Origin of the sequence: Streptomyces sp. MJM8645 (assembly GCF_001625365.1) — a bacterium.
Lineage (GTDB): Bacteria > Actinomycetota > Actinomycetes > Streptomycetales > Streptomycetaceae > Kitasatospora.
Window position 1 is genome coordinate 278,980 of sequence record NZ_LJJF01000002.1, and the last position, 19,414, is coordinate 298,393.

A 19,414-nucleotide genomic window follows, 5' to 3' on the forward strand; every position below is an offset into this window, starting at 1 on the left:
TGGTGCCTGCGGCGCGGTGGCGCCGGCGGATCCGGTGGCGCGGTGCTTGTGTCGGGGCAGGTGCGTTGGGGTGGGGGGTTCAGCGTTTGCGGGACCGGGCGACCACGACCAGGAAGCCGAGCGCCAGCACGATCGGGACGGCGTGCGAGACGCCGACCACGGTCAGCGGGCTGAGCAGCGCCAGCAGCGATCCGCTCAGCAGCATCCCGGTGCCCATGCCGACGTTCTCGGCGGAGGCCAGCAACCCGAAGGCCTGGCCGCGCCGTTCGTCGGCGAGGGCCTGGATCCGGGTGGTGTACGAGATCTCGGTGAAGCCGTCGCCGAGCCCGGCGCCGATCGCCGCCAGCAGGAACAGCGGGGTCGGCAGCCCGGTGAAGACCAGGATGAAACAGCCGGACATCAGACAGGTGCCCAGGGCGAAGGCGCGCTCGCCCGGTTCGATGCCCCGGCGCAGCAGGAGCCGGGAGACCAGTTGCTGGGCGCCGAGGTTGCCGACCGCCCAGGTGGCCCAGAACATGCCCAGCAGCGCGGCCGGGTTGCCGGGAGAGTGCTGGTTGGCGAAGACCGGCAGGCTGATGTTGTGCGCGGCCGAGCCGAAAGCGTCCAGCAGCCGGATCGCCGCCATCGCGCCGACCACCGGGGCGGCCCGCAGGACGATCAGCGCCTGCCACCGGCTCCCGCGCCACTTCGTCCCCCCGGCGGCATCAGCCGACTCCACGGCAGGCTGCTCGGCGCCCTGCTCGGCGGGCTCGGCCCGGGTGCGCAGCGGCAGCCGGAGCACCACCGCCGCGAACACCAGGAAGCTGGACGCGTCGATGAGCAGCGCCGCGCGGAACCCGGCCCAGGCCACCACCACACCGGCGGAGGCGAAGCCGAGCACCATGGCGGCCGAACGGCAGCTGGCCATCAGGCTGTTGGCACGGGCCCGGCGCTCGGAGCCGACCATCTCCGGGATGCTGGTCCGCAGCGCGACGGCGCACACCGCGGCCGCGCCGCCGAAGACCAGCGCGAGCGAGTAGAGCACCGGGATGCGCGCGGGGACGGGCGCGAGGGCCACCACGACCAGGGCCAGCGCCTGGGCCAGCGCGCAGCCCGTCATCAGCCGCCGCCGGTCGGTCCGGGCCACCAGGCGCCCGGAGACCAGCCCGCCGACGAGGCCGCCGGCCAGTCGGATGATCAGGTACCCGGCCGTGCCGAGCGCGTTCCCGGCCGCCTCGTAGGCGAACAGGCTGAGCGCCACCAGGTCGAGCTGGCTCCCGTACGTGGACAGGGCGTCGCCCAGTGCCAGCCGGTAGAACACCCGGGGCAGCTTGTCGGCGCTCTGGTGCGGTACTTGCTGTGCAGTGTCCGGCACCGGTCCCCCAGGCACGCCGTGTCAGTCGGTTCAGTGTGACATTGCACTGCAATCTAAGGGCGACCCCGCAGCAGATCAAGACCTTGATCGCCTGCTTGTCCGAAAGATCGCAAGTTCGGCCGACCCGGAACCATCTTTCCAGCCAGACTGGCGAGTTGGTGCCGGTACGCCCTACCGCCCGACGGCCGGGCGGGAGGCCCGCCGGTGGACGACCGAGGACAGGGAGGCGAGTTGGGCCAAGGCCGGGACCAGGCCGGAACGGCGACGAACCTCGCAGCGGAACCTGCCTGTCCGTCAGCCCCGCACGGGTGGGAGGGTATGACCATCGCACTCGTACAACGGAGGAGCACCCCCGGCATGTCCGTCATCCACCACACCACCCTCCAGCCGAGCAAGCTGGAGCTGCTCGCCTCCTGGCTCCCCTCCCGGCCCTGGTACCGCGGCGGCTCGGGCGCCCCGGACCTGGCCAAGGCCGGCGGCTTCCGGCTGGACGACCCCCAGGGCGAGGTCGGCATCGAGTTCATGGTGGTCACCGACACCTCGGGCCCCGCCCCCGCCACCTACTTCGTCCCGCTCACCTACCGCGGCGCCCCGCTCGACGGGGCGGAACACGCGCTCGTCGGCACCATGGAGCACGGCGAGCTGGGGCGGCGCTGGGCCTACGACGGCTGCCACGACCCGGTGCTGGTCGCCCAGTTGTCGGCCCTGATCGAGGGCCGGGTCCAAGCCCAGGACCAGAACATCAGCGACACCCCCGACCTGGAGGTCACCCGCTCCTACCGCGGCGACACCCCCCTGAGCCCCACCGCCGCCGACGACGACCAGGAGGGCACCAAGCTGACGACGCCCCAGGGCACGACCCTGCGCCTGCACCGAGTGCTGCACCCCGCCGCCGACGACGCGCCCCTCCCCGCCCCGGAGACGGCCGGCCACCTCGGCGGCGCCTGGCAGCTGCCCGACGGCACGCGCACACGGGGCCTGTTCGCCGCCCTGCACCCCGCCCCACTCGCCTAGCACTCCAGCACGACGCTGTCACTTGACCCGGGGTGATGCGGGCGGGCCGGCACGTAGCCGGGGTGCAGAACATCGGGGGCGGCTTCCCGCAGGCCGCCACTCGTTCCCTTGCCCGCCAACCCCCAGGTGGGAGCGGGTGTTGTGGTCCTCGGGCTGGGCCGCCCCCGGCGGCCTCCGGGTCAGACGGTGAAGGCGTAACTCGTCCCGTGGAATTCGAGGGACACCTCCGTCACGCCGGAGAGATCCAGGCCGGAGTTGTCCTCCGGCCGCACCTCGATCTGCCAGGTGGTGAACGGGCCGACCGTGGCATAGGACTTGTGCGGCGAGTCCGATTCGGATTCGAAGTCCGCCTCCTGGAACACCGTGCGGTCCCCCAGGTCGTAGCTGAACGTCTTGGTGATCCGCGCGTGGGTGAAATCGAAGACGTCGCCATGCGGGTTGACGATCTGCTCCGTTCCGGATTGGGTGATCTGCACGTTGAGCCGCTTGTGCTCGTTCGTCGTCGCGGCGCCCTTGATCCAGGCCCGCACCTTGCTGGCGCGGACGTTGGCCTTTCCCGCGAAGGGACTCGTCGCCATGTCCGTCGCGGGAGCGACGGCCTGCAACTTGACCATCAGCACGTTGCCGGTGCGGAAGACGTCGATCTGGGCCTGGGAAGCTTTCACGACCAGGCCCTCTTGTTCCGGCTTCGCTGGGAACCGCTGCGCCTGCGTGCCGAAGGACTCCACGGCACTTCCGTAGGCATCAAGGACCGTGTTGGCGGCGCTGGCCAGCACCCCGTGGTCAATCGTGGCCATCGTTCGCCCCCCGTAGGCCTCGGCGATCAGGTCGCGGTCCGACAGCGCCCACATCCGGTAGGCATGGGTGGTCAGGCTGAGCGCGCGCATGATCTGGTCGCGGCTCGCGTAGTAGAGCCGCGACACGAAGCTGACCAGGTCCGGAAGGTCTGGCCGCATTTCGTCCAGGGCCTTGTCGTTGAGGGCGGCGATGTGGTTCCTGGCGTCCTGGATGGTTCGGTGGTCGCGCGCGGCGAGCAGGACATGGGCGTTGTAGAGAAGGATCTGCTGGTTGCGGGCGAGGATCTGCTCGATGTAGGCGGAGAAGGCGTCCTCGACCTCCTTCAGATCGACGCCGAATTCCGACTTGAGCTTGTCGAACTCCTGTCGGAAGGTGCTTTCGACCGCCAGGAGCTTGGCGGCACCGGGGTCATCAGGCTGGAGCATCCCGTTGTCGAGCGACTTGAAGCCCTCGATCAGGTCGTGGACCGAGGATCCGACCGCCTTGATCTGATCGACCAGATAGGACTTGTCCACCGGGACACCGGTGTCCTGGGTGATCGAGGAGTCGGCCTGGTAGAGGAGGCCGCCGAACTGGGTCGCGATCATGAACTTCGACTGGGGCGCGAAGGCCACCGTCGACAACGCACTGATCAACTGCTTGAAGTCGAAGCTGAAGTGGTTCTCGATATCACTCTGGAACTTCCGGATCTTTTCTTCCAGATCCGACTTGAGAGGTGGCAGGGTGATGGCGTAGTGGGAGATGAGTCGGGCGGTCTCCGACAGCGCCTCGCCGATCAGCTTGAGCTCCTCCTCCGCTTCCGACGCGGCGGACGCGTACTTCCCCCGCGCCGTCCGAACGGCCTCCATCGACGCCTTGTTCTGCTTCAGATCGGCGAAGTACTTCAGATAGTCCTGCTCGATGGCCGAGAAGTTGTCGATCATGTCGCCGAGCAGCTTCTTGTAGAAGTCGAAGGAGGCTAGCGGGGACCAGTGCGCGTCGTACCCAAAACTGTCCTGCCCGCCACGCAACTGTGCCAGGAGGACGGTGCACTGCTGGTTGATCCCGCGGAGCTGCGCGACCGAGTCGACCGCTCCGGCCTTCCGTTCGTACTTCGCGTAGTGGCCGGCCAGCTCACTACCCTCCTTGAGGGCGGCGAACGGCCTGGTGCGGGCCTCCAGGCGAACCAGTACGGCTGCCAGATCCCGGACGCCCTGCGGGTGCTGCACGGGGTCCAGGGTCAGATACCGCAAACGGATGACCTCCAGCAGCCGGGCGCACTGGCTGGGGTGGACCAGGATCGAGGCCGGCAGGTCACCGACCGCGATATCCTCCGCTGTGCCGAAGGAGATGACCTTCCTCGAACCCTTGCTGCCGGACTTACCGCCGTTGCCCGATGGGTCGCCTGGGCCATAGGCGCCGTAGGCTCCGCCCGCGACATCGATCGCCGCGAGGGCTTTGCGGATGTCATTGTCCTGCAGGGCCCCGAGGTACTCGCCTGCTTGGCGGATCAGGCCCTCGAACGCAGCGTCCGTCGCCGCGGCTTGGGCGTTCTTCAGGGTGTCGAGCGTCTTCTGCCACTTCGACGTGGTGCCGACGGCCGCCTGCATCTCGTCCAGCAGGCGTTTGACGGCCTGCTTCTTCGCCGCCAGGGTCTTCTGCCCCAGCACACCCCGGAGCGCCACCAGGTATCCGGCCGAACGGGTGCCTGCGAAGAGAGTCGCCTTCCCGCCGTCACCACCGTTGCCACCTTTGCCGCCCGGGGCGCTGACCCCGACCTCGCCGTCCCCACCTTTCCCGCCCGCTGCCGCCAGGGTCGCGTACGGTGCATCGCCCAAGGCGTTCTCCAGGTACAGCGAGAGTGCGCCCGCCGCTGTACCGTCGCCGCCGGGCTTGCCGGGCTTGTTCTTGTCCAGGTTCTGGGTCATCACGGACTCGCCCACGGCGCCGGACGTCGAGATCTGCCCCTTGCCTGCGAGTGAATTCACAGAGATGACAGCACTCTTGCAGGCGAGGCGGCCCTTCAGGACAACCGACTCGGCGAACAGGAAGATCTCGTCCGCTTCGTGGTTTCCGCCGAAGGTCGAACCTTCTCCCAGCAAAAACGCATCCATGACACTGACGACCACCTTCACGCCGTCGACCGTTACCTCCTGGAAGCGTTCGAGCGAGCTGGTGAGCAGCGCTTCGGAGTCGTCGTTCACGCCCCGCCTCCCTTGGTGAAGAACTTCTTGCCTTCCTCGCCACGCCGGTGCTCGGCGTCCTTGAGGTCCTTCCCGTTGTCAGTGCTCTCCCGGTCGGCGTCGTTCTTCTCTTCCTCCTTCCGACCGTCCTCCTTCTCCTGCTCCTCCTGTCTGTTTTTCAGTTCGTCAACTTCCTTCTGCAGCCGCTCCTTCGCCTTCTTGAGATCGGCATCGTCCGGGTTGCGGGACAACTTGTCCTCGGTCTTCTGCAGCTCGGACTGCTGGGCCTCAAGTTCCTCTGCCGTCTTCTGTGTCTCCTTCTGCGCGTTCGCGATCTCCTTCTGGATGTCGGCGCTCTTCTGCGTGAAGTAGTGCGTGCGCTCCTTCAGCAGTTCCGCCCGGACCGCGGCCTCGATGTAGCCGCCCTGAGTGATCTTGGGCTCCACCGCGTAGGTCCGCATCAGGGTGTCCACGCCCTCCGCGCCCAGCGCCTGAGCGAGGTCGGGATACTCCTGGTCGGTCGCGGTGGCAGCCAGAGCGTACGGCCCCAGGGCGTCGATCATCCGACCGCTCAGCCCCGCCTCCAGGACGCTCCGCACGGCATCGGCGGCCGGCATCGTGTACAGGGCCGGATCGCCCTTCAAGGCGCGCCGCACCTCGGTGCTGACGGCATGGTCCACGCTCTTCTCCGCAAGAGACCAGTCGAGCCTCGCTCCCATGCGCTCCGCCCGCTCCCGGAAGGGTTCCAGGTCGGCGCTGACGATGTCCTTGGGGATCCCACCCGGGCCGTCGACGTCGAACTCGTTGTTGTAGACCATGTCGTCGATGGTGACGACGCCCGTGCTCTTGCCGCTCTTGACGAAGAAAGTCGCCCGGCCCTCCGGTTTCAGCACGGCGATCGGGTGTCCGGGTTCGGCGCTCAGCACCACGTTGACCGAGGAGCCGTCACGCACCGAGGTGGCCCGGAAAAACTCGGAGCCGCTTTCGAGCGCGGCGTTGCCGACAGCGCGGGTGAAGCTCGCGTCGTCCGGATGCATGTAGAGCTTCTCCACCGTGTCGTCGGCGTGGAAGGCCTGCGGATTTGCCTTCCGGGCGGTGCCGAGGATCTTTTCCAGCAGGGGTTCGCTCTTCGGATAGGTCAGGTCCAGCCCCTTGAGTTCCTTGGACGAGGATGAGAGGTCGAGCGTGAAAAGGAACATCGTCCGCAGCTCGGAGACCTTCGCCGTGACCCAGTCCGGTTCCGCACCCTTCTCGTACTCGAAGTACGCAACCTGCTGCTCGGGCGGCACCTCCGGGTCTTGATAGTGCGTCAGCTCCGGGAATTCGGTGTTCTTCTCGGATGGGCGTTCCGCCGACAGGTAGAGGCCTTGGCGCCCGCCCTCGTCCAGGTCGGACCCGGTCCAGCGGTTGGCGAGGTCCTTGCCCAGGTCCAGCCAGACCGTCCGGCCCGCCTGTTCCTTCTGGCCGAGGAAGTTGCGATAACCCACATAGCGGTACAGAGGATCGCCGGTCTCCATGGCGACGCGGCACTGGGCGACGAGGTCGTCCTCGGTCTGGAGAAACGCGTGCGCGGCCTCGTAGACCGACTGGTAGAGGTCGGGTCTCAGCAGCTTCGGCATCGAAATCCCCTTCAGGATCAGGAGTTGGCGACGTGACCGACGACCAGGAAGTCGTACGGGGTGTGGAGGCCGGCGCTGCTGTCGACGTTGATCATTGTTTTGGAGGGCTCCAGGAGATTGGTCTCCAGGAAGTAGTTCAGGCCCTTCAGCTGGACGTTGATCTCCGGCATGTGGAACTTCATCTCGTTACGATAGAAGGGCTGAACCGAATCATCGCATCCGTTCCCCCGTTCCCAAAAACTGCAGTCCTTTGTACTGAAGTTCGGCTTGAAGTCGTCGTTCGTGAAGGTGAAGTCCGGAAAGGTGATTCCGGTGTTGGACACGTCGACACCCTTCGCCCCCTTGTTCAACGCGATGTCCGCGTAGACCGTTCCGTAGAATGTCTTAGGATGGGGTCCACTCACGTTCCGATGCCACTCTGATGTCATCTTTCCCGACCACTTGACCTCCGCCTTGCCGTCGGTGATGATGAGCTTCACTGGATGATCCTGCAGACTGACCCGCATTCCTCCGTAGTAGTAGCCATTTCCGCCGTCGAATCCCGACCCCTTCTCCCCCTGGGCAATCACCGAGGTGTCCTTCTTGAGCTCCAAGGTGCAGCTTCCGTCCTTGGATTCGCCGCTCACAGTGAACCCGCGGGGAGCGAGCTGCTTCTTGATGAAGGTATTGACCATGAGGTCCTGGGAGAGAATGATGCTCGCCGTGTAGCCGGTGGGCACCGGCGGCACCTGCGTACCGTCCGGGTGAAAAACGGGCGCGGAAGCGCCCTGCGGGTTACCACTCTCGTCGGTCTGGATGAAGAGGCTCAGACAACCGGCGTCCTTGTCTCCGGTCGACGCGAAGGCGAAGGACTTCGGCGTCATGGCCATGTCGCCACCGGACTGGTTCTTGTTGTTGACCCCACCGAGCACATAGGCGATCTCATCGACCTCCTCCTGGAAGTGCTTCGTCAGCTTGGGCAGCAGCGGATCGAGGTCGTCCTCGTTCTGAACGGGCTGGAAGCCGAAACGGGTCCCGGTCTGGTTCTTGAAATGCAGGACGATGTGCTGGTCCGTGGTCTTGCCATGAGCGAAAGTGACCACCGCGCCTTGTTTCGTCACCTCCTTGGTGTCTCCGGCGATCGCGGCGAGAGGAACCTCAGCCCGCACGGACAGACCCGTGGGGAAATCACCTGTTCGCGCGGGCTTGGAATCCCCGTCCGGCGTCACCGAAAAGGTTGACCCGGCGCCGATTGGCATCAGAAGGACAGCCACGTTGGGCTGACCGAGCGCGAACTCGATGGTCGGGGGATTGAAATTGATCACATAGTCGACTGTGTAATTCTTGCCGTAGATCGGATCTTTCCCGTGAGCCTGAAGCTTCACGTTCTGGACGAGCCTGTTGTCTCGATAACTCTTCTGCAGAAATTCATTCAGCTGCTTTTCCGAATATGAGACGATAAAGTCCCACCGGTCGGTCGACGGCCCCTTCTTCATGCTGGAGGTCAGATCAAAGAGAGACGCCTGAGGCATGGTGCCACCTTTCACGAATACCCATCGGACGGAGGCCGGCACCCGTAACATCCGGCCGCCGGCAGCCGGCAGCCTAGCCGAATACTTCGTTCCTGTACGGACCATTTTTTGTCCGTGTTGCTGTGTCGAAAACCTGTAGCAGACTTGGCCCGCAGCGCGATTTCTCATTTGGTCGTACACGATTAGACGTTCGACGGCCTCGCCCGCACCATGGGTGGTGGGCGCTCCGCGCGGCACGGCTCCGTGCGTCCGCGACGAGGACGACACCCCGCCCCACTTCGAGTTCGGTCGCGACCGGGCCTCAACCCGTTCACGGGCGCCCCCATCCGGCACCCCGCGCTCCCGCAGGCTGTCGAACGCACCAGAGAGGCACCGGGCATGACCGAGATCGACCACGTGAAGATCCACCCCGCGATCGGCATCGCGCGGGTCGGCAACGGCGAGCAGTTCTTCCACGGACCGGAGAGTCCGGACGAGAAGCCCCTGGCCCCGGGCTCCTACAAAGAGGGCACCGGCAAGATCAAGCGGCAGGCGGCACGGTTCCGCGTCTACGGCTACGACAAGGACGGCAAGGTCGTCCGGGAGATCCTGCACGGGCAGGGCGGTGCCAGCGTCGAATGGGCGGTCCAGCTCGCCAATCACAAGGCCGCCTGGTACAAGTTCTCGCTCGCACTGGACATTCCCGAAGCCCAGCGCTTGTCACAGGACCAGTACGGCCAGCGCAACGCGGGGACCGACAGGGGCCAGCTGCGGATCGATCCGGGCTCCCGGAAGATCTCGGGGACAAACCAGAGCGGCCAGAAGTTCGACACCGGGAAGATCAACGGCAAGGCCGTCTACCTGGGCGAGTTGCAGACCGACGAAAAGGGGCGGCTCCGCGTTCTGGGCGGCAGGGGCAGCTCGGCCTCGTTCACCACGACCCCGACGCCGCTGACCACCTTCGGCAACAACGAGGGCTGGCACGACGACATCTCCGACGGCCCCGTGACCGCCACCGTCAGGATCGACGGCAAGGAGGTCGCGGTGCAGCCGGCCTGGGTGGTGGTCGGGCCCCCGAACTACGCGCCGGACGTCAAGGGCATCGTGACCCTCTACGACCTGCTGTACGACCTCTTCGTCCAGGGCGGGTACCTGCCCGCCCCCTCCACCGTCGTCTTCGACGAGCACATCAAGCCCCTGCTCCAGCGGTTCACCGGACACCAGTGGGTCAACCAGGGCTTCGCGGCGGAATTCGGCTGGCAGGGCCCCAACGACTTCACCTCGCCCCAACTCCTCGCCATCCTCGGCAACAAGAAGGACCAGTACCGGGAGCTGCGGCAACGCGTGTACTACCAGATGCGCAGCTACGACCGGGACGGCCTCTCCCCACTGCCCTGGCCCTGGCTCTACGGGGACGCGATGGCCGTCCCTGCCCAGTCCCCGCGCCAGTACGGCGTCCTGACCACGACGCAGGAGCAGATGCTGGAACAGTGGGTGAAGGGGGACTTCGACGACAAGACCAAGTACACCTCCTACCCCTCGCTGGACGACGCGCCCGTCGCACTGCAGCCCGGACTGCTGGACCGCGCAGCCCTGGACTACTGCCTCGCCGACGCCTTCCACCCCGGCTGCGAGGTCACCTGGCCGATCCGCCACGACACCCTGTACGCAGAGCCGTTCCGCATTCTCCACCGCCCGGCCGGCACCGCCGAGCGCGACTACGGCCCGCACCTCACGCCGCAGCTCGCGCTCTCGGGCAACGGCCCCCTGCACGGCCAGGGGCCCGGCGGCCTCACCCGCTGGATGGGCGTCCCCTGGCAGACCGACACCGCCAGCTGCCGCTCCGGCTACGAGCTCCGGGCCAACATCGGCCCCCGCTACAGCCCCTACCTGCCCTCCTTCTGGCCGGCCCGGGTGCCCAACCACGTGCTGAAGAAGACCGACTTCGACAAGGTCAACCAGAAGCCGAACACCACCGTCACCGAGGACGAGCGCGCGCAGGCCTTCGAGAACCGCGCCGTGTGGCTGCGGTTCCTGAGCCCGGACAAACAGACGGGCCTGCAGAACATGGTCGACAACTGGTCCAAGTTCGGCGTCATCGAAACCAACGCCTACACGGTGGCAGACGGCAAGTTCCCGGCCGCGATCCTGGTGGAGTCGACCCCCGACCCTTCGCTCCCCCAGGTCAAGGACCGCCAGAACCTCGTCAACGTCCACGTGCGCGAGACCGGACAACCCCAACTCGCCGAGAGCCAGCGCACCGCCGTCAACGAGCAGGCCGCCAACGAGATCGCCCTGACCACCGGGTTCCAGCCCGAGGAGATCTCGGCCGGCTACATCGCCAAGGTCGACCCCTTCCGGGACGTCTGATGACCACGGCGGCGCCCACCGACGACCAGACCGCACGGCAGCACGGCCGGTACGACGCCGTCGTCGCGGGCGGCGGCCCGGCGGGCGCCGCCGCCGCCCTCACCTTGGCCCGGGCGGGACGCACCGTACTGCTCGCCGACGCCGGCAGCGGCCCGCCGAAGACGGGCGAATCCCTCGTCCCCGCCGCCCGGTTGCTGCTCCACGACCTCGGCGTCGACGTCCGGTCCCTCGACTCCGACCACCGCGCCTGCCACGCCACCCTCTCGGCCTGGGGCTCACCGCACCTGCACCGGACGGACTTCCTCATCGACCCGTACGGGCACGGCTGGCACCTCGACCGCCCCGTCTTCGACCGCCTGCTGCGCACCCGTGCCGCAGCGGCCGGGACGCGAGTGGCCGAACGGACCACGGTGAGCCACCCCGTGCCGCAACCGGACGGCGGATGGCAAGTGACGCTCCGCGCCGACGGCGCGGCGCGCCCCGTGCGGTGCCGCTGGCTGATCGACGCCACCGGCCGCCGGGCTTCGCTCGCCACCCGCTGCGGCGCCCGACGCCGCCGCTACGACCGGCTTGTCGCGGTCCACCTGCGGCTGGCTCCCGACCCCTCCGACGCCGAGGAAGCCTCCCTGGTCGAGTCCGTCCCCGACGGCTGGTGGTACACCGCGCCGCACTCCCCCGCCCACCGCCTGGTCACCTACTTCACCGACACCGACCTCGCGCCGACCGGTCTCCGGGCGACCGGGACGTTCCTCGACCGGCTCGCCGCCACCCGGCACACCACCGAACGCACCCGAGGCCGCCAGGCCCTCGCCGGGGCAGCCCCGCGCCGGTGCGCCGCACACACCGCACGGCTGGAGCCGACGGCCGGCGAGGGCTGGATCGCGGCCGGGGACGCGGCGATCGCCCTCGACCCGCTCTCCTCGCAGGGCGTCCTCACCGCCCTCTACTCGGGCCTGTGCGCCGGCCAGGCGATCGACGCCCGGCTGCGCGGCGAGACCCACGCGTTCGACACCTACGCCGCACGACTCGGCGAGACCTTCGACGCCTACCTGCACGGCCACCGCGAGATCCACGTCTGCGAGGAACGCTGGTCCGACCGCCCGTTCTGGCAGCGCCGCCGATCACCGCTGCCGCTCAACACCCCGTAACCGGAAGGCCCTGTGAACATGTCCCCGAACACCGACCCCCTGAGCGCCGACCACCGGTTCATCCTGCTCGGACGAACCACGCTCTTCGCCTACCACCTCGCCATGTTCCACGTGCCCGCGCACGCCTTCCAGATGGTCCTCAAGGTGGAACTCGACGACACCGCGCGAACCGCCTACCTGGAGGACCTCAAGAAGCCGGTGCCGCAGGGCAAGAGGCGCTACCACTCGCTGCACTCGAGCCCGAAGGACCCGTTCCCGCTCAGCGACATCAAGTCCGGCACCAGGACGTCCTTCACCGCCGAGGTGGAACGCGTGCTGGCCGACACCACCACCGGGGAGCGCCAGTTCGAGAAACTGACGGACGGTACGGTGCGGATCACCGCCTCCGGCGTGCTGTACTTCGAGCCGATCGGCACCTCCGACTACCCGGCCCACTTCACCGGGATGCTCTTCGGCACGCCCACCGAGACCTTCCTCGCGCACCGACTTGCCAAGGCCGATCACTGGGACGAGGTCCGCGAGGCCACCGCCGTCACCCCGCAACCGACCCAGAACACGCTGAACGACGTCCCCCTGGTGACCGTCCCCTCCGTCCGCGACACCCTGGAGACGGGAGTCGACCCGAACAAGCAGCAGAGCCCGTTCACCGAGAAGACGACCTACCAGGCGAAACTCACGCCGCGCGATGGCGGCGCGAGCTCCGACCTGTCCTTCACCGCAGCCGAACAGCGCTGGTGGAACAGCACCAGTCTCAACAAGAAGTAGGAGGCCCACCGCCTCGGACAGTCCTGAACCGTCCTGAACCGGCTGGGGCCCACCGGCCCTGCGCCGGGAGGCGCCCGCAGCGGCTCCCGCCGATACTGGCCGGGGCGCCCGGGCCACGTACGACCCGCGGGACGCGGCATGGACCACGGTCGCCGCCGCCCTCGACCCACAGCGGGCCTGACCGGCCCGGACCCGACCGCTGGGAGGTCACCGTGAACGGTCCCGTCACCGTGGACGGTCCCGTCGTCGCGGGCTTCGACGGTTCGCCGGAGAGCCTCGCCGCCACCGCGTGGGCCGCCCGGGAGGCGCTGCGCCGCGGGCTCGCCCTCGAACTCCTCCAGGCCTGGCCCTGGCCCAAGCGGGACTCGGTCGGCACCAACGAGGTGTACAACCGCAGCCGGGACGCCCTGGCCGCCCGCGAGGCGGAGCTGCGCGCCGCGCACGCCGGCCTCCAGGTCTCCTCCCGCCAGGTCCCCGACGACCCGGCCAAGGCGCTGGTGACCGCCGGCCGGACCTCCGCCGTGCTCGTGCTCGGCTCCCGGGGGCTGGGGCCCGTGCGCGGCTTCCTGGTCGGCTCGGTGAGCCAGGAGGTGCTGCGCCGAGCCACCTGCCCGGTGGTGCTGGTCCGGGCCGGTGAGGGCGAGCAGGGCGCCGCCACCGACCCCGTCCTGGTGGGCGTCGACCTCGCACATCCGCCGGACGACGTCCTCGCGTTCGCCTTCGAGGCGGCCGCCCACCGCTCGGCCCCCCTGCGGATCGTCCACGTCTGGGCGCCACCGGCCGGCAGCGAGTACATGGCGTTCGACGCCATCGGAGGGCTGGAGAAGGAGCTGTCCGCCTCCGAGCGGAAGCAGTTCGCCGACGTCCTGGCCCTCTGGCTGGCCCGCTACCCCCAGGTGACCGTGACGTCCGAACTCGTCCGGGGCAACGCCGCCATCGTCCTGGTGGAAGCGTCGGAGACGGCCCGGCTGGTCGTCCTCGGCCGCCACGTCCGGCGGATGCCTCTCGGCGCGCACCTCGGCCCGGTGGCACACGCCGCGATCCACCACGTCCGCTGCCCGGTCGCCGTCGTCCCGGACGCCTGACCAGCCGCGGGGGTCGCCCCAGGCCCTCATCCGTCCAGGTGAGCGGGGCCGACGCCGCTCACAGCCCGCTGGCACCGTCGATGACGAGGAGCACCCCGATCACGGCGAGGACCACAGCGGTGACGGTGCTGTTATGAGTCTCCAACCAGGTCCTGGCCCTGCCCAGCGGAGTGAGGACACGCTCCCCCCGCGCGATGTGGAGCAGCACGGGAAGCACGACGGTGGAGACGGCGAGCGCGGTGAACACCGCCACGGCGATGACCGTACGGGGCGGCCCCAGTTCGGCGGAGCCGATGGTCAACCCTGCCGCCGCGGACAGCAGGATGGTCTTCGGGTTGGCCCCCGACAGCAGGAGCCCCAGCCGCAGGGCCTTGGCCGGCGTGGCGTCCGTGAGGCTCCGCATCCAGGCCGGGGTCCCCTTCTTGCCGCCGGAGAGCCACTGCCGCCCGGCGAGCAGGACGAGCACCGCGCCGAGGACGACTTTGGTCCAGGACGCCCAGGTCGGGGTCTCCTCGCGGGTCTCGATGACGGCCGCGAGCGCCGTGAACGCGGACGCCGCCGCGAGGATTCCGGCCGCCCACCCGGCCAGGAAGGCTCCGGCCGTGGCCCTGGGCCGGGGAGTGAACAGCAGGAGGAGCGCCGGCACGATCGGCAACGGCGACAACGCGATGGCCAGGGCCAGCGGCGCCACCTCGCTCAGCACGACGTTCACGGACCACCTTCCTCCCGCCGCTGCACAGGGCCCGAGCGGCCTGGTCGACCTCAATTCTCCCGCCGGACGGGCTCCGCCGCCCGCAGTCCCGGGCGGGAACGGTCACCTGGCCGCACCCCGGGGCCGGCCCCGGCCGACGGAGCCGCACGGAGCCGCGCGGAGCGGGCGGTCAGGCCGCCGGCCAGTTGCGCAGCAGTGCGTCGAGGGCGTCGAGGATGCGCGCCCAGGTGTCCTCGGTGCCGCGCGGGGTGTGCTGGAAGCTCCCGGCCCGTTCCAGGGCCACGTAGCCGTGGAAGGTGCTGCCGAGCAGCCGGACGGCGTCGGTCTCGTCGGGTTCCGCGAGGTCGTAGCCGCGCAGGATCGCGCGCGTCATCTGGGAGTGCCGGACGCCGGCGCTGGCGCGCGCGGTCTCGGGGTCGAGTTCGAGCTGCGCGGCGGCGTAGCGACCGGGGTGTTCGCGGGCGTAGTCGCGGTAGGCGTTGGCGAAGGCGGCCAGGGCGTCCTTGCCGGCGCGTCCGGCCAGGGCGGCGGCGACCCGGTCGGCGAGTTCCTCGAGTGCGAGCAGGGCGATCCTGGTCTTGAGGTCCTGGGAGTTCTTGACGTGCGAGTAGAGGCTCGCGTCCTTGACGCCGAAGTGTCGTGCCAGCGCCGAGACCGTGACCTTGTCGAAGCCGACCTCGTCGGCCAGTTCCGCTCCCGCCCGGGTGAGTCGTTCCGCGTTCAGTCCTACGCGCGCCATGGCCTTCCCTCCGATCGACTGAGGCCATTATACATTTGCCTAATAGTCCTAGGTAATTTACGTTGGCTCCTATGAAGCCGTTGACCGAGCAAGAGATCCGCGCCGCCTTCGTGAACTGCACCAAGGGCGAGGCGAAGCGACTGCACATCCCCCGCGACCTGGCCGAACAGCCCTGGGACGACCTGGACTTCCTCGGGTGGCGCGACCCGCAGGCGCCCGATCGCGCCTACCTCGCCGCCGAGTCGGACGGCCGCGTGGTGGCGGTCGCGCTGCGCTCCTCCGGCGCCGCCTCCTGGCAGGCCCGCCGCAGCATCTGTTCGCTGTGCGTGACCACCCACACTGGAGGCGTCTCGCTGCTGGTCGCTCCCCTGGCCGGGAAGGCCGGCAAGCAGGGCAACTCCGTCGGCGCCTACATGTGCAGCGACCTCGCCTGCTCGCTCTACGTGCGCGGCAAACGGGAGACCGGCACCCGGCTGCACGAGTCGCTCACCGTCGAGGAGAAGATCCGCCGCACCGCGGCCAACCTCGCCGCCTTCGTCGCCAAGGTCACCGCGTGAGCCGCGGCGGGGCCTCACCCCGAGTCACCAGCCCCCCCCTGTGCCGCTACTACATGCAGGCGCCGGGGTAGGAGTTGGGCTGCTGTCCGGTGGTGAGGGGGGTTGCGGTGGTAGCGGCCGTGTCGAGGGTGTGGAAGGGGGCGCGTGCGGCGGCGCCGGTCACGGACATCTGGGTGGCGGCGGTGAGTTCGCTGCCGGCCATGGGGTTGCGGCCGGCCTGGACAAGGGCGGACACGCCGTCGGCGCCGAAGGCCTTGACGGTGCCTTCGAGGTCGAACACCGGGACGGTGGTGGCGCCGAGGCCGGTGAGCATTCTGATGTCGTCGACGACGGTGGTGAGGTTGTCGTACGGCGGGATCCCGGCATTGCCGATGGTGACCTGTCCCGCGGTGCCGAAGTAGCGCTGGATGTCGGTGAAGTAGGACGCCACGTAGCCGGATCCCAGGTCGATCCCGAAGGCGCGGTAGGCCTGAAGGAAGTATTGGTCGTAGCCGGTCGGCGGGAACGCCGTGATGCCGAGCGCGGCCTGCAGGGCGATGCTGCCGTTGTCCAGGTCGTCCAGCGCGTAGGGCACGGGCGAGCCCGAGATCCGCATCCCGTTCTGGTGCGCCCAGGCGATGGTGTCGGCGTAGGTGTGGATCGCGCGGCACTGTGCGGCGGGGTCGAGGCTGTTGGCGTTCAGCAGGGCGTTGAAGCCGGTCAGGTCGTTCCGGGTGAGGGCCTGGGCCACGGCCTGGTCGCCGGTGGGGGATTCCAGGTCGAGTACGGCCTGAGAGAACTGGAGGTCGTGGGCGAGCGACCAGACGTGGAAGTCCTCGACGGCGCTCTGGACGAGGGCGGCGTTCTACTCGGTGTCGAAGGTGCCGTCCGACAGCGGCACGGTGATCCAGGCGCTGACCGGCACACCACGGGTGTTCGCCTGCTCGACCAGGGCCAGAGCGTCGGTGCGCTGGTTCTCGCCCGGCAGCGCGGGGCCGAAGTCCGAGCCGTACACGAGGTCGAGGTAGAGCGGGCTGTGGCCGGCGGCCAGGGTGTTCCACACGGTGTCGGTGAACGCGCTGAGGTCCCGCGGGCAGGTCAGCGGGTCCTCCGCCAGACACGGCTGGACCTCCTGCCCCGCCCAGAACGCCACCTGCGCGGCGAGGGCCCGGGCGGCGGGTACGGCCCCGGCCGGTGCTGCGCCGATGCCTGTGAACACCGAGCAGACGAGCACGCTCGCCGCGGCGATAGCCGAAGCTCTGGCGGACAGCGGATTTCTCATGGGTCTTCCTGTTCGCGGTCGTTGTCGGCGACGTGCGCCGTCACCGTTGTGGAGTGCCGCCGGGGTAGGCGGGGTGTCTCTGCGCGGGGGCCCCTTCACGGTGTCGTGGGGAGCGCGTCGCGAAGGGCCGCTCCGGCCGGGCCGAATCCGTAAGCCTCACGAACCTTTCCGAGAGACCGAGAGACAGGATGGGAGCGATGCCAGGAGCTCCCGACAGCCTTGCACGACATCAGACATCCGATTGACTACACAGTGTGACGATTAAGTGGAGCACATCCCCACTCGACCTGAGAGCATCGCAACGCGAAGGAAGTTCGTGCCGCCACTATCTGCCGCCCGGAAGACAGCCCGGGCTCGGCTGGGCCCTGTCGGCGGAACCGGCTCCTGCGGGAAAACGGGCGCCCCGTGGCGGCTCGGGCGAACCCGGAGCCGCCACGGGGCGGTTCGTGCCGGTTGTCAGCGGATCGGTGCGGCCCCAGGCCTGCGTGGCCTGCGTGGCCGGGGCGGCCGGGGAACGGTGCTCAGTTGAAGACCACGACGTCGGTGCGCATCGGCAGCGCACTGCCCCAACCGATGTTGATCTTGAACGTCACCACACCGTTGCCGGGGGCGATGCTCGACACCTGGAAGGGCGCCGCACCGACGAACCGGTTCCCGCTGTTGCCGTCGATCTCGGAGGCCGTGATGACGACCGTCGAGTCGATCCCGATGACGTTCCAGGCGGTCTGGAGGTTGAACGTCCCGTTCCCCGGGGTCCACGTCCACCACCCCCGCCACACGGCGCCGACGTTGCCGCCGATCGCCGCGAGGCCCTGGTCCCGGTCGGCGGGCTGCGAACTGCTCGCGATCCACGGCACCTCGATGGAGGAGGATTCGACTGCGGCCATGACGGCCCCCCTCGCTCCGGGAGAGCCCCCACGAGCCCTCGAATACCCTGAGTGTCCATTTATGTACTAAGCATCACAATCACTCGTGCGAGTGAACCTCCGGTGCGTCGCCGTGCAACTCGCGCGGGCACGGCCGCAAGGCCGGACCTCGACCCGCGTCAGCCATTCGGCGGATGCCTGATCGCGGGCAGCTCCACGCGTTGTCATCATGGTCGTGAACCTTGGCCAGCGGTTCGTCGGTGCACACGAGGTACTCACCGCACGGAGGCGCACATGGAGATCAAGCTCGTGGACGAGCACTTCATGAAGGCCCGATGGGACGACATCGAGACGACGCTGCGTCGCACGTTCCAGGACTCGCCATTCAATGACGCCGGTTACACGATCGACAACCCCGTGGACTTCACACGTGCCGCGGTCCACGGCACACTCGGCCCCGGCATCAAACACCTGGTGGCACTGGACGGCTCAGGGCAACTCATGGGCGGCTTCTTCTGCATCCCGACGGAACGCGAAGAAGGCCAGGAGGCAACCGATATCGGCTGGTTCTTCTCGGTTCCGGAACTCGACCGAGACCACCGGCGAGCGATGATCGACACCTTCGTGGAGCGGATGTTCCAAACGCTGCGCGAAGCGGGATTCACGCGGATCGAGACGAACATGGGAACCCCGGCCGGCGCGAAGTCGCTCGGTCAACGCTACGGCTTCGTCCACTCCCCCACCCCAGAGCAGGCCAACCGTTGGCTTCGGGACCTGTGACCCGAGGTCGAGCGAGACGACGGTCTCGCGCGACCGGTCGCGAACCGCCTTCGAACGTGAAGACGGTGCCGGCCCCGACCTTGAAAGGTCGGGGCCGGCACCGTCTTCACGTTCAGGGTGTGTCGCCGGGAGCGGGGATCAGAGGCGGAACGGGTTGCCGCCCTGGGCTGCGATCACGTACCAGGCGGTCGCTCCGGTGTGCAGGGCGGCGTAGTAGTAGTCGCCCTGGCCGGTGTCGAGGCGGTCGCCGGAGGCCGCGACGATGCCGCTGCCGTCGGTGTTCGGGGCACTGGTCTGGGCCGTCTCCAGGGTGGTGAGAAGCTTGTTGGCCTCGACGGGGTCGGTGCCGTTGGCGCGGGCGTGGTAGGCGACCAGCAGGTGTCCGGTTCCTTCGAACCAGACCTTCTTGGTGTCGTTCCGGTAGAAGCTGACACCGGTGTAGACGCCGTCCGTCCGTCGGCCCCCGGGCGACGCCGAGCGGTACCACTGACGCATGCTCGCTCCTTACCTGAGGTCCATGCGGTGCCGGAAGGAACCAACGGCCAGCGCGGCGCAGCGGCAGCGCCTCCGTGGCACCGGCCGCCCTGAGCGTGAGCACGTCAGTACGTCGTCGAACACGCAGGCCAATATGACAGTCAGTCAGGTGAAGGTCCAGAGGCCCCCGGTCCTGGACCCCCCGGGCCTACCATCGGCG

17 protein-coding genes are annotated in these 19,414 nt (G+C 68.6%); 7 read left to right on the forward strand and 10 right to left on the reverse strand.

Features of this window, described 5'->3' with window-relative positions:
- Positions 1–79: 79 nt before the first annotated feature.
- Positions 80–1,354, reverse strand: coding sequence for an MFS transporter (locus tag A6F73_RS32135; RefSeq protein WP_063351900.1), 1,275 nt, complete (start codon positions 1,352–1,354; stop codon positions 80–82).
- 357 nt (positions 1,355–1,711) lie between these two features.
- Between A6F73_RS32135 and A6F73_RS32140 the strand changes: the two genes are divergently transcribed.
- Positions 1,712–2,368, forward strand: coding sequence for a hypothetical protein (locus A6F73_RS32140; RefSeq protein ID WP_063351901.1), 657 nt, complete (start codon positions 1,712–1,714; stop codon positions 2,366–2,368).
- A gap of 179 nt (positions 2,369–2,547) precedes the next feature.
- On the opposite strand, the gene A6F73_RS32145 is transcribed toward A6F73_RS32140, so the two are convergent.
- The 3 genes from A6F73_RS32145 to A6F73_RS32155 are packed head-to-tail and all read right to left on the reverse strand — an operon-like array spanning position 2,548 to position 8,914.
- The gene (locus A6F73_RS32145; protein WP_063351902.1) at positions 2,548–5,349 is read right to left on the reverse strand and encodes a hypothetical protein; all 2,802 of its coding nucleotides are present in this window, start codon (positions 5,347–5,349) and stop codon (positions 2,548–2,550) included.
- Positions 5,346–6,947 (reverse strand): hypothetical protein, encoded by a 1,602-nt coding sequence (locus tag A6F73_RS32150; protein WP_063351903.1) that lies wholly within the window; start codon positions 6,945–6,947, stop codon positions 5,346–5,348. The genes A6F73_RS32145 and A6F73_RS32150 overlap by 4 nt, the downstream gene beginning before the upstream one ends.
- 17 nt (positions 6,948–6,964) lie before the next feature.
- On the reverse strand, positions 6,965–8,914 hold the full coding sequence (locus tag A6F73_RS32155) for a hypothetical protein (RefSeq protein WP_159398640.1): 1,950 nt from the start codon (positions 8,912–8,914) through the stop codon (positions 6,965–6,967).
- On the opposite strand from A6F73_RS32155, the gene A6F73_RS32160 reads away from it, so the two are divergent.
- From A6F73_RS32160 to A6F73_RS41825, 4 genes are all read left to right on the forward strand, one after another.
- The gene (locus A6F73_RS32160; protein ID WP_063351905.1) at positions 8,837–10,807 is read left to right on the forward strand and encodes a LodA/GoxA family CTQ-dependent oxidase; all 1,971 of its coding nucleotides are present in this window, start codon (positions 8,837–8,839) and stop codon (positions 10,805–10,807) included. The two genes, A6F73_RS32155 and A6F73_RS32160, sit on opposite strands and share 78 nt — an antisense overlap.
- Positions 10,807–11,955 carry a tryptophan 7-halogenase gene (locus tag A6F73_RS32165; protein WP_063351906.1) on the forward strand — a complete coding sequence of 383 codons (1,149 nt, stop codon included), beginning with the start codon at positions 10,807–10,809 and terminating at the stop codon, positions 11,953–11,955. Before A6F73_RS32160 ends, A6F73_RS32165 begins: the two co-directional genes overlap by 1 nt.
- Before the next feature lie 18 nt (positions 11,956–11,973).
- Positions 11,974–12,720: a hypothetical protein gene (locus A6F73_RS32170; RefSeq protein ID WP_159398641.1), complete on the forward strand. Its 747-nt coding sequence runs from the start codon at positions 11,974–11,976 to the stop codon at positions 12,718–12,720.
- Between the two features lie 212 nt (positions 12,721–12,932).
- On the forward strand, positions 12,933–13,805 hold the full coding sequence (locus A6F73_RS41825) for a universal stress protein (protein ID WP_159398642.1): 873 nt from the start codon (positions 12,933–12,935) through the stop codon (positions 13,803–13,805).
- A gap of 58 nt (positions 13,806–13,863) precedes the next feature.
- Here A6F73_RS41825 and A6F73_RS32180 read toward each other — a convergent pair whose 3' ends face one another.
- Positions 13,864–14,517 carry a GAP family protein gene (locus A6F73_RS32180; protein WP_063351908.1) on the reverse strand — a complete coding sequence of 218 codons (654 nt, stop codon included), beginning with the start codon at positions 14,515–14,517 and terminating at the stop codon, positions 13,864–13,866.
- A gap of 169 nt (positions 14,518–14,686) precedes the next feature.
- Positions 14,687–15,256, reverse strand: a complete 570-nt coding sequence (locus A6F73_RS32185; protein WP_063351909.1) for a TetR/AcrR family transcriptional regulator — start codon at positions 15,254–15,256, stop codon at positions 14,687–14,689.
- A 71-nt stretch (positions 15,257–15,327) separates the two neighbouring features.
- Between A6F73_RS32185 and A6F73_RS32190 the strand changes: the two genes are divergently transcribed.
- Positions 15,328–15,813, forward strand: coding sequence for an FBP domain-containing protein (locus A6F73_RS32190; RefSeq protein ID WP_063351910.1), 486 nt, complete (start codon positions 15,328–15,330; stop codon positions 15,811–15,813).
- A gap of 49 nt (positions 15,814–15,862) precedes the next feature.
- Here A6F73_RS32190 and A6F73_RS32195 read toward each other — a convergent pair whose 3' ends face one another.
- From A6F73_RS32195 to A6F73_RS32205, 3 genes are all read right to left on the reverse strand, one after another.
- Entirely contained in the window at positions 15,863–16,543 is a 681-nt protein-coding gene (locus tag A6F73_RS32195; RefSeq protein WP_063351911.1) for a hypothetical protein, read from the reverse strand.
- Between the two features lie 114 nt (positions 16,544–16,657).
- Positions 16,658–17,074 carry a hypothetical protein gene (locus A6F73_RS32200; RefSeq protein ID WP_159398643.1) on the reverse strand — a complete coding sequence of 139 codons (417 nt, stop codon included), beginning with the start codon at positions 17,072–17,074 and terminating at the stop codon, positions 16,658–16,660.
- A 521-nt stretch (positions 17,075–17,595) separates the two neighbouring features.
- The gene (locus A6F73_RS32205) at positions 17,596–17,961 is read right to left on the reverse strand and encodes a hypothetical protein (protein WP_063351913.1); all 366 of its coding nucleotides are present in this window, start codon (positions 17,959–17,961) and stop codon (positions 17,596–17,598) included.
- Between the two features lie 273 nt (positions 17,962–18,234).
- On the opposite strand from A6F73_RS32205, the gene A6F73_RS32210 reads away from it, so the two are divergent.
- Positions 18,235–18,720 carry a hypothetical protein gene (locus A6F73_RS32210; RefSeq protein WP_063351914.1) on the forward strand — a complete coding sequence of 162 codons (486 nt, stop codon included), beginning with the start codon at positions 18,235–18,237 and terminating at the stop codon, positions 18,718–18,720.
- A gap of 138 nt (positions 18,721–18,858) precedes the next feature.
- Here the strand turns inward: A6F73_RS32210 and A6F73_RS32215 are convergent, their stop codons facing one another.
- Positions 18,859–19,215 (reverse strand): hypothetical protein, encoded by a 357-nt coding sequence (locus A6F73_RS32215; RefSeq protein WP_063351915.1) that lies wholly within the window; start codon positions 19,213–19,215, stop codon positions 18,859–18,861.
- Between the last annotated feature and the right edge of the window lie 199 nt (positions 19,216–19,414).

What these genes read in the sequence shown, in the direction of transcription:
- A6F73_RS32140 (WP_063351901.1), top strand. Translation starts at nt 1,712, where the DNA reads ATGTCCGTCATCCACCACACCACCCTCCAGCCGAGCAAGCTGGAGCTG.
- A6F73_RS32150 (WP_063351903.1), bottom strand. Translation starts at nt 6,947, where the DNA reads ATGCCGAAGCTGCTGAGACCCGACCTCTACCAGTCGGTCTACGAGGCC.
- A6F73_RS32160 (WP_063351905.1), top strand. Translation starts at nt 8,837, where the DNA reads ATGACCGAGATCGACCACGTGAAGATCCACCCCGCGATCGGCATCGCG.
- A6F73_RS32165 (WP_063351906.1), top strand. Translation starts at nt 10,807, where the DNA reads ATGACCACGGCGGCGCCCACCGACGACCAGACCGCACGGCAGCACGGC.
- A6F73_RS32170 (WP_159398641.1), top strand. Translation starts at nt 11,974, where the DNA reads ATGTCCCCGAACACCGACCCCCTGAGCGCCGACCACCGGTTCATCCTG.
- A6F73_RS32185 (WP_063351909.1), bottom strand. Translation starts at nt 15,256, where the DNA reads ATGGCGCGCGTAGGACTGAACGCGGAACGACTCACCCGGGCGGGAGCG.
- A6F73_RS32190 (WP_063351910.1), top strand. Translation starts at nt 15,328, where the DNA reads ATGAAGCCGTTGACCGAGCAAGAGATCCGCGCCGCCTTCGTGAACTGC.
- A6F73_RS32200 (WP_159398643.1), bottom strand. Translation starts at nt 17,074, where the DNA reads ATGAGAAATCCGCTGTCCGCCAGAGCTTCGGCTATCGCCGCGGCGAGC.
- A6F73_RS32205 (WP_063351913.1), bottom strand. Translation starts at nt 17,961, where the DNA reads ATGGCCGCAGTCGAATCCTCCTCCATCGAGGTGCCGTGGATCGCGAGC.
- A6F73_RS32210 (WP_063351914.1), top strand. Translation starts at nt 18,235, where the DNA reads ATGGAGATCAAGCTCGTGGACGAGCACTTCATGAAGGCCCGATGGGAC.
- A6F73_RS32215 (WP_063351915.1), bottom strand. Translation starts at nt 19,215, where the DNA reads ATGCGTCAGTGGTACCGCTCGGCGTCGCCCGGGGGCCGACGGACGGAC.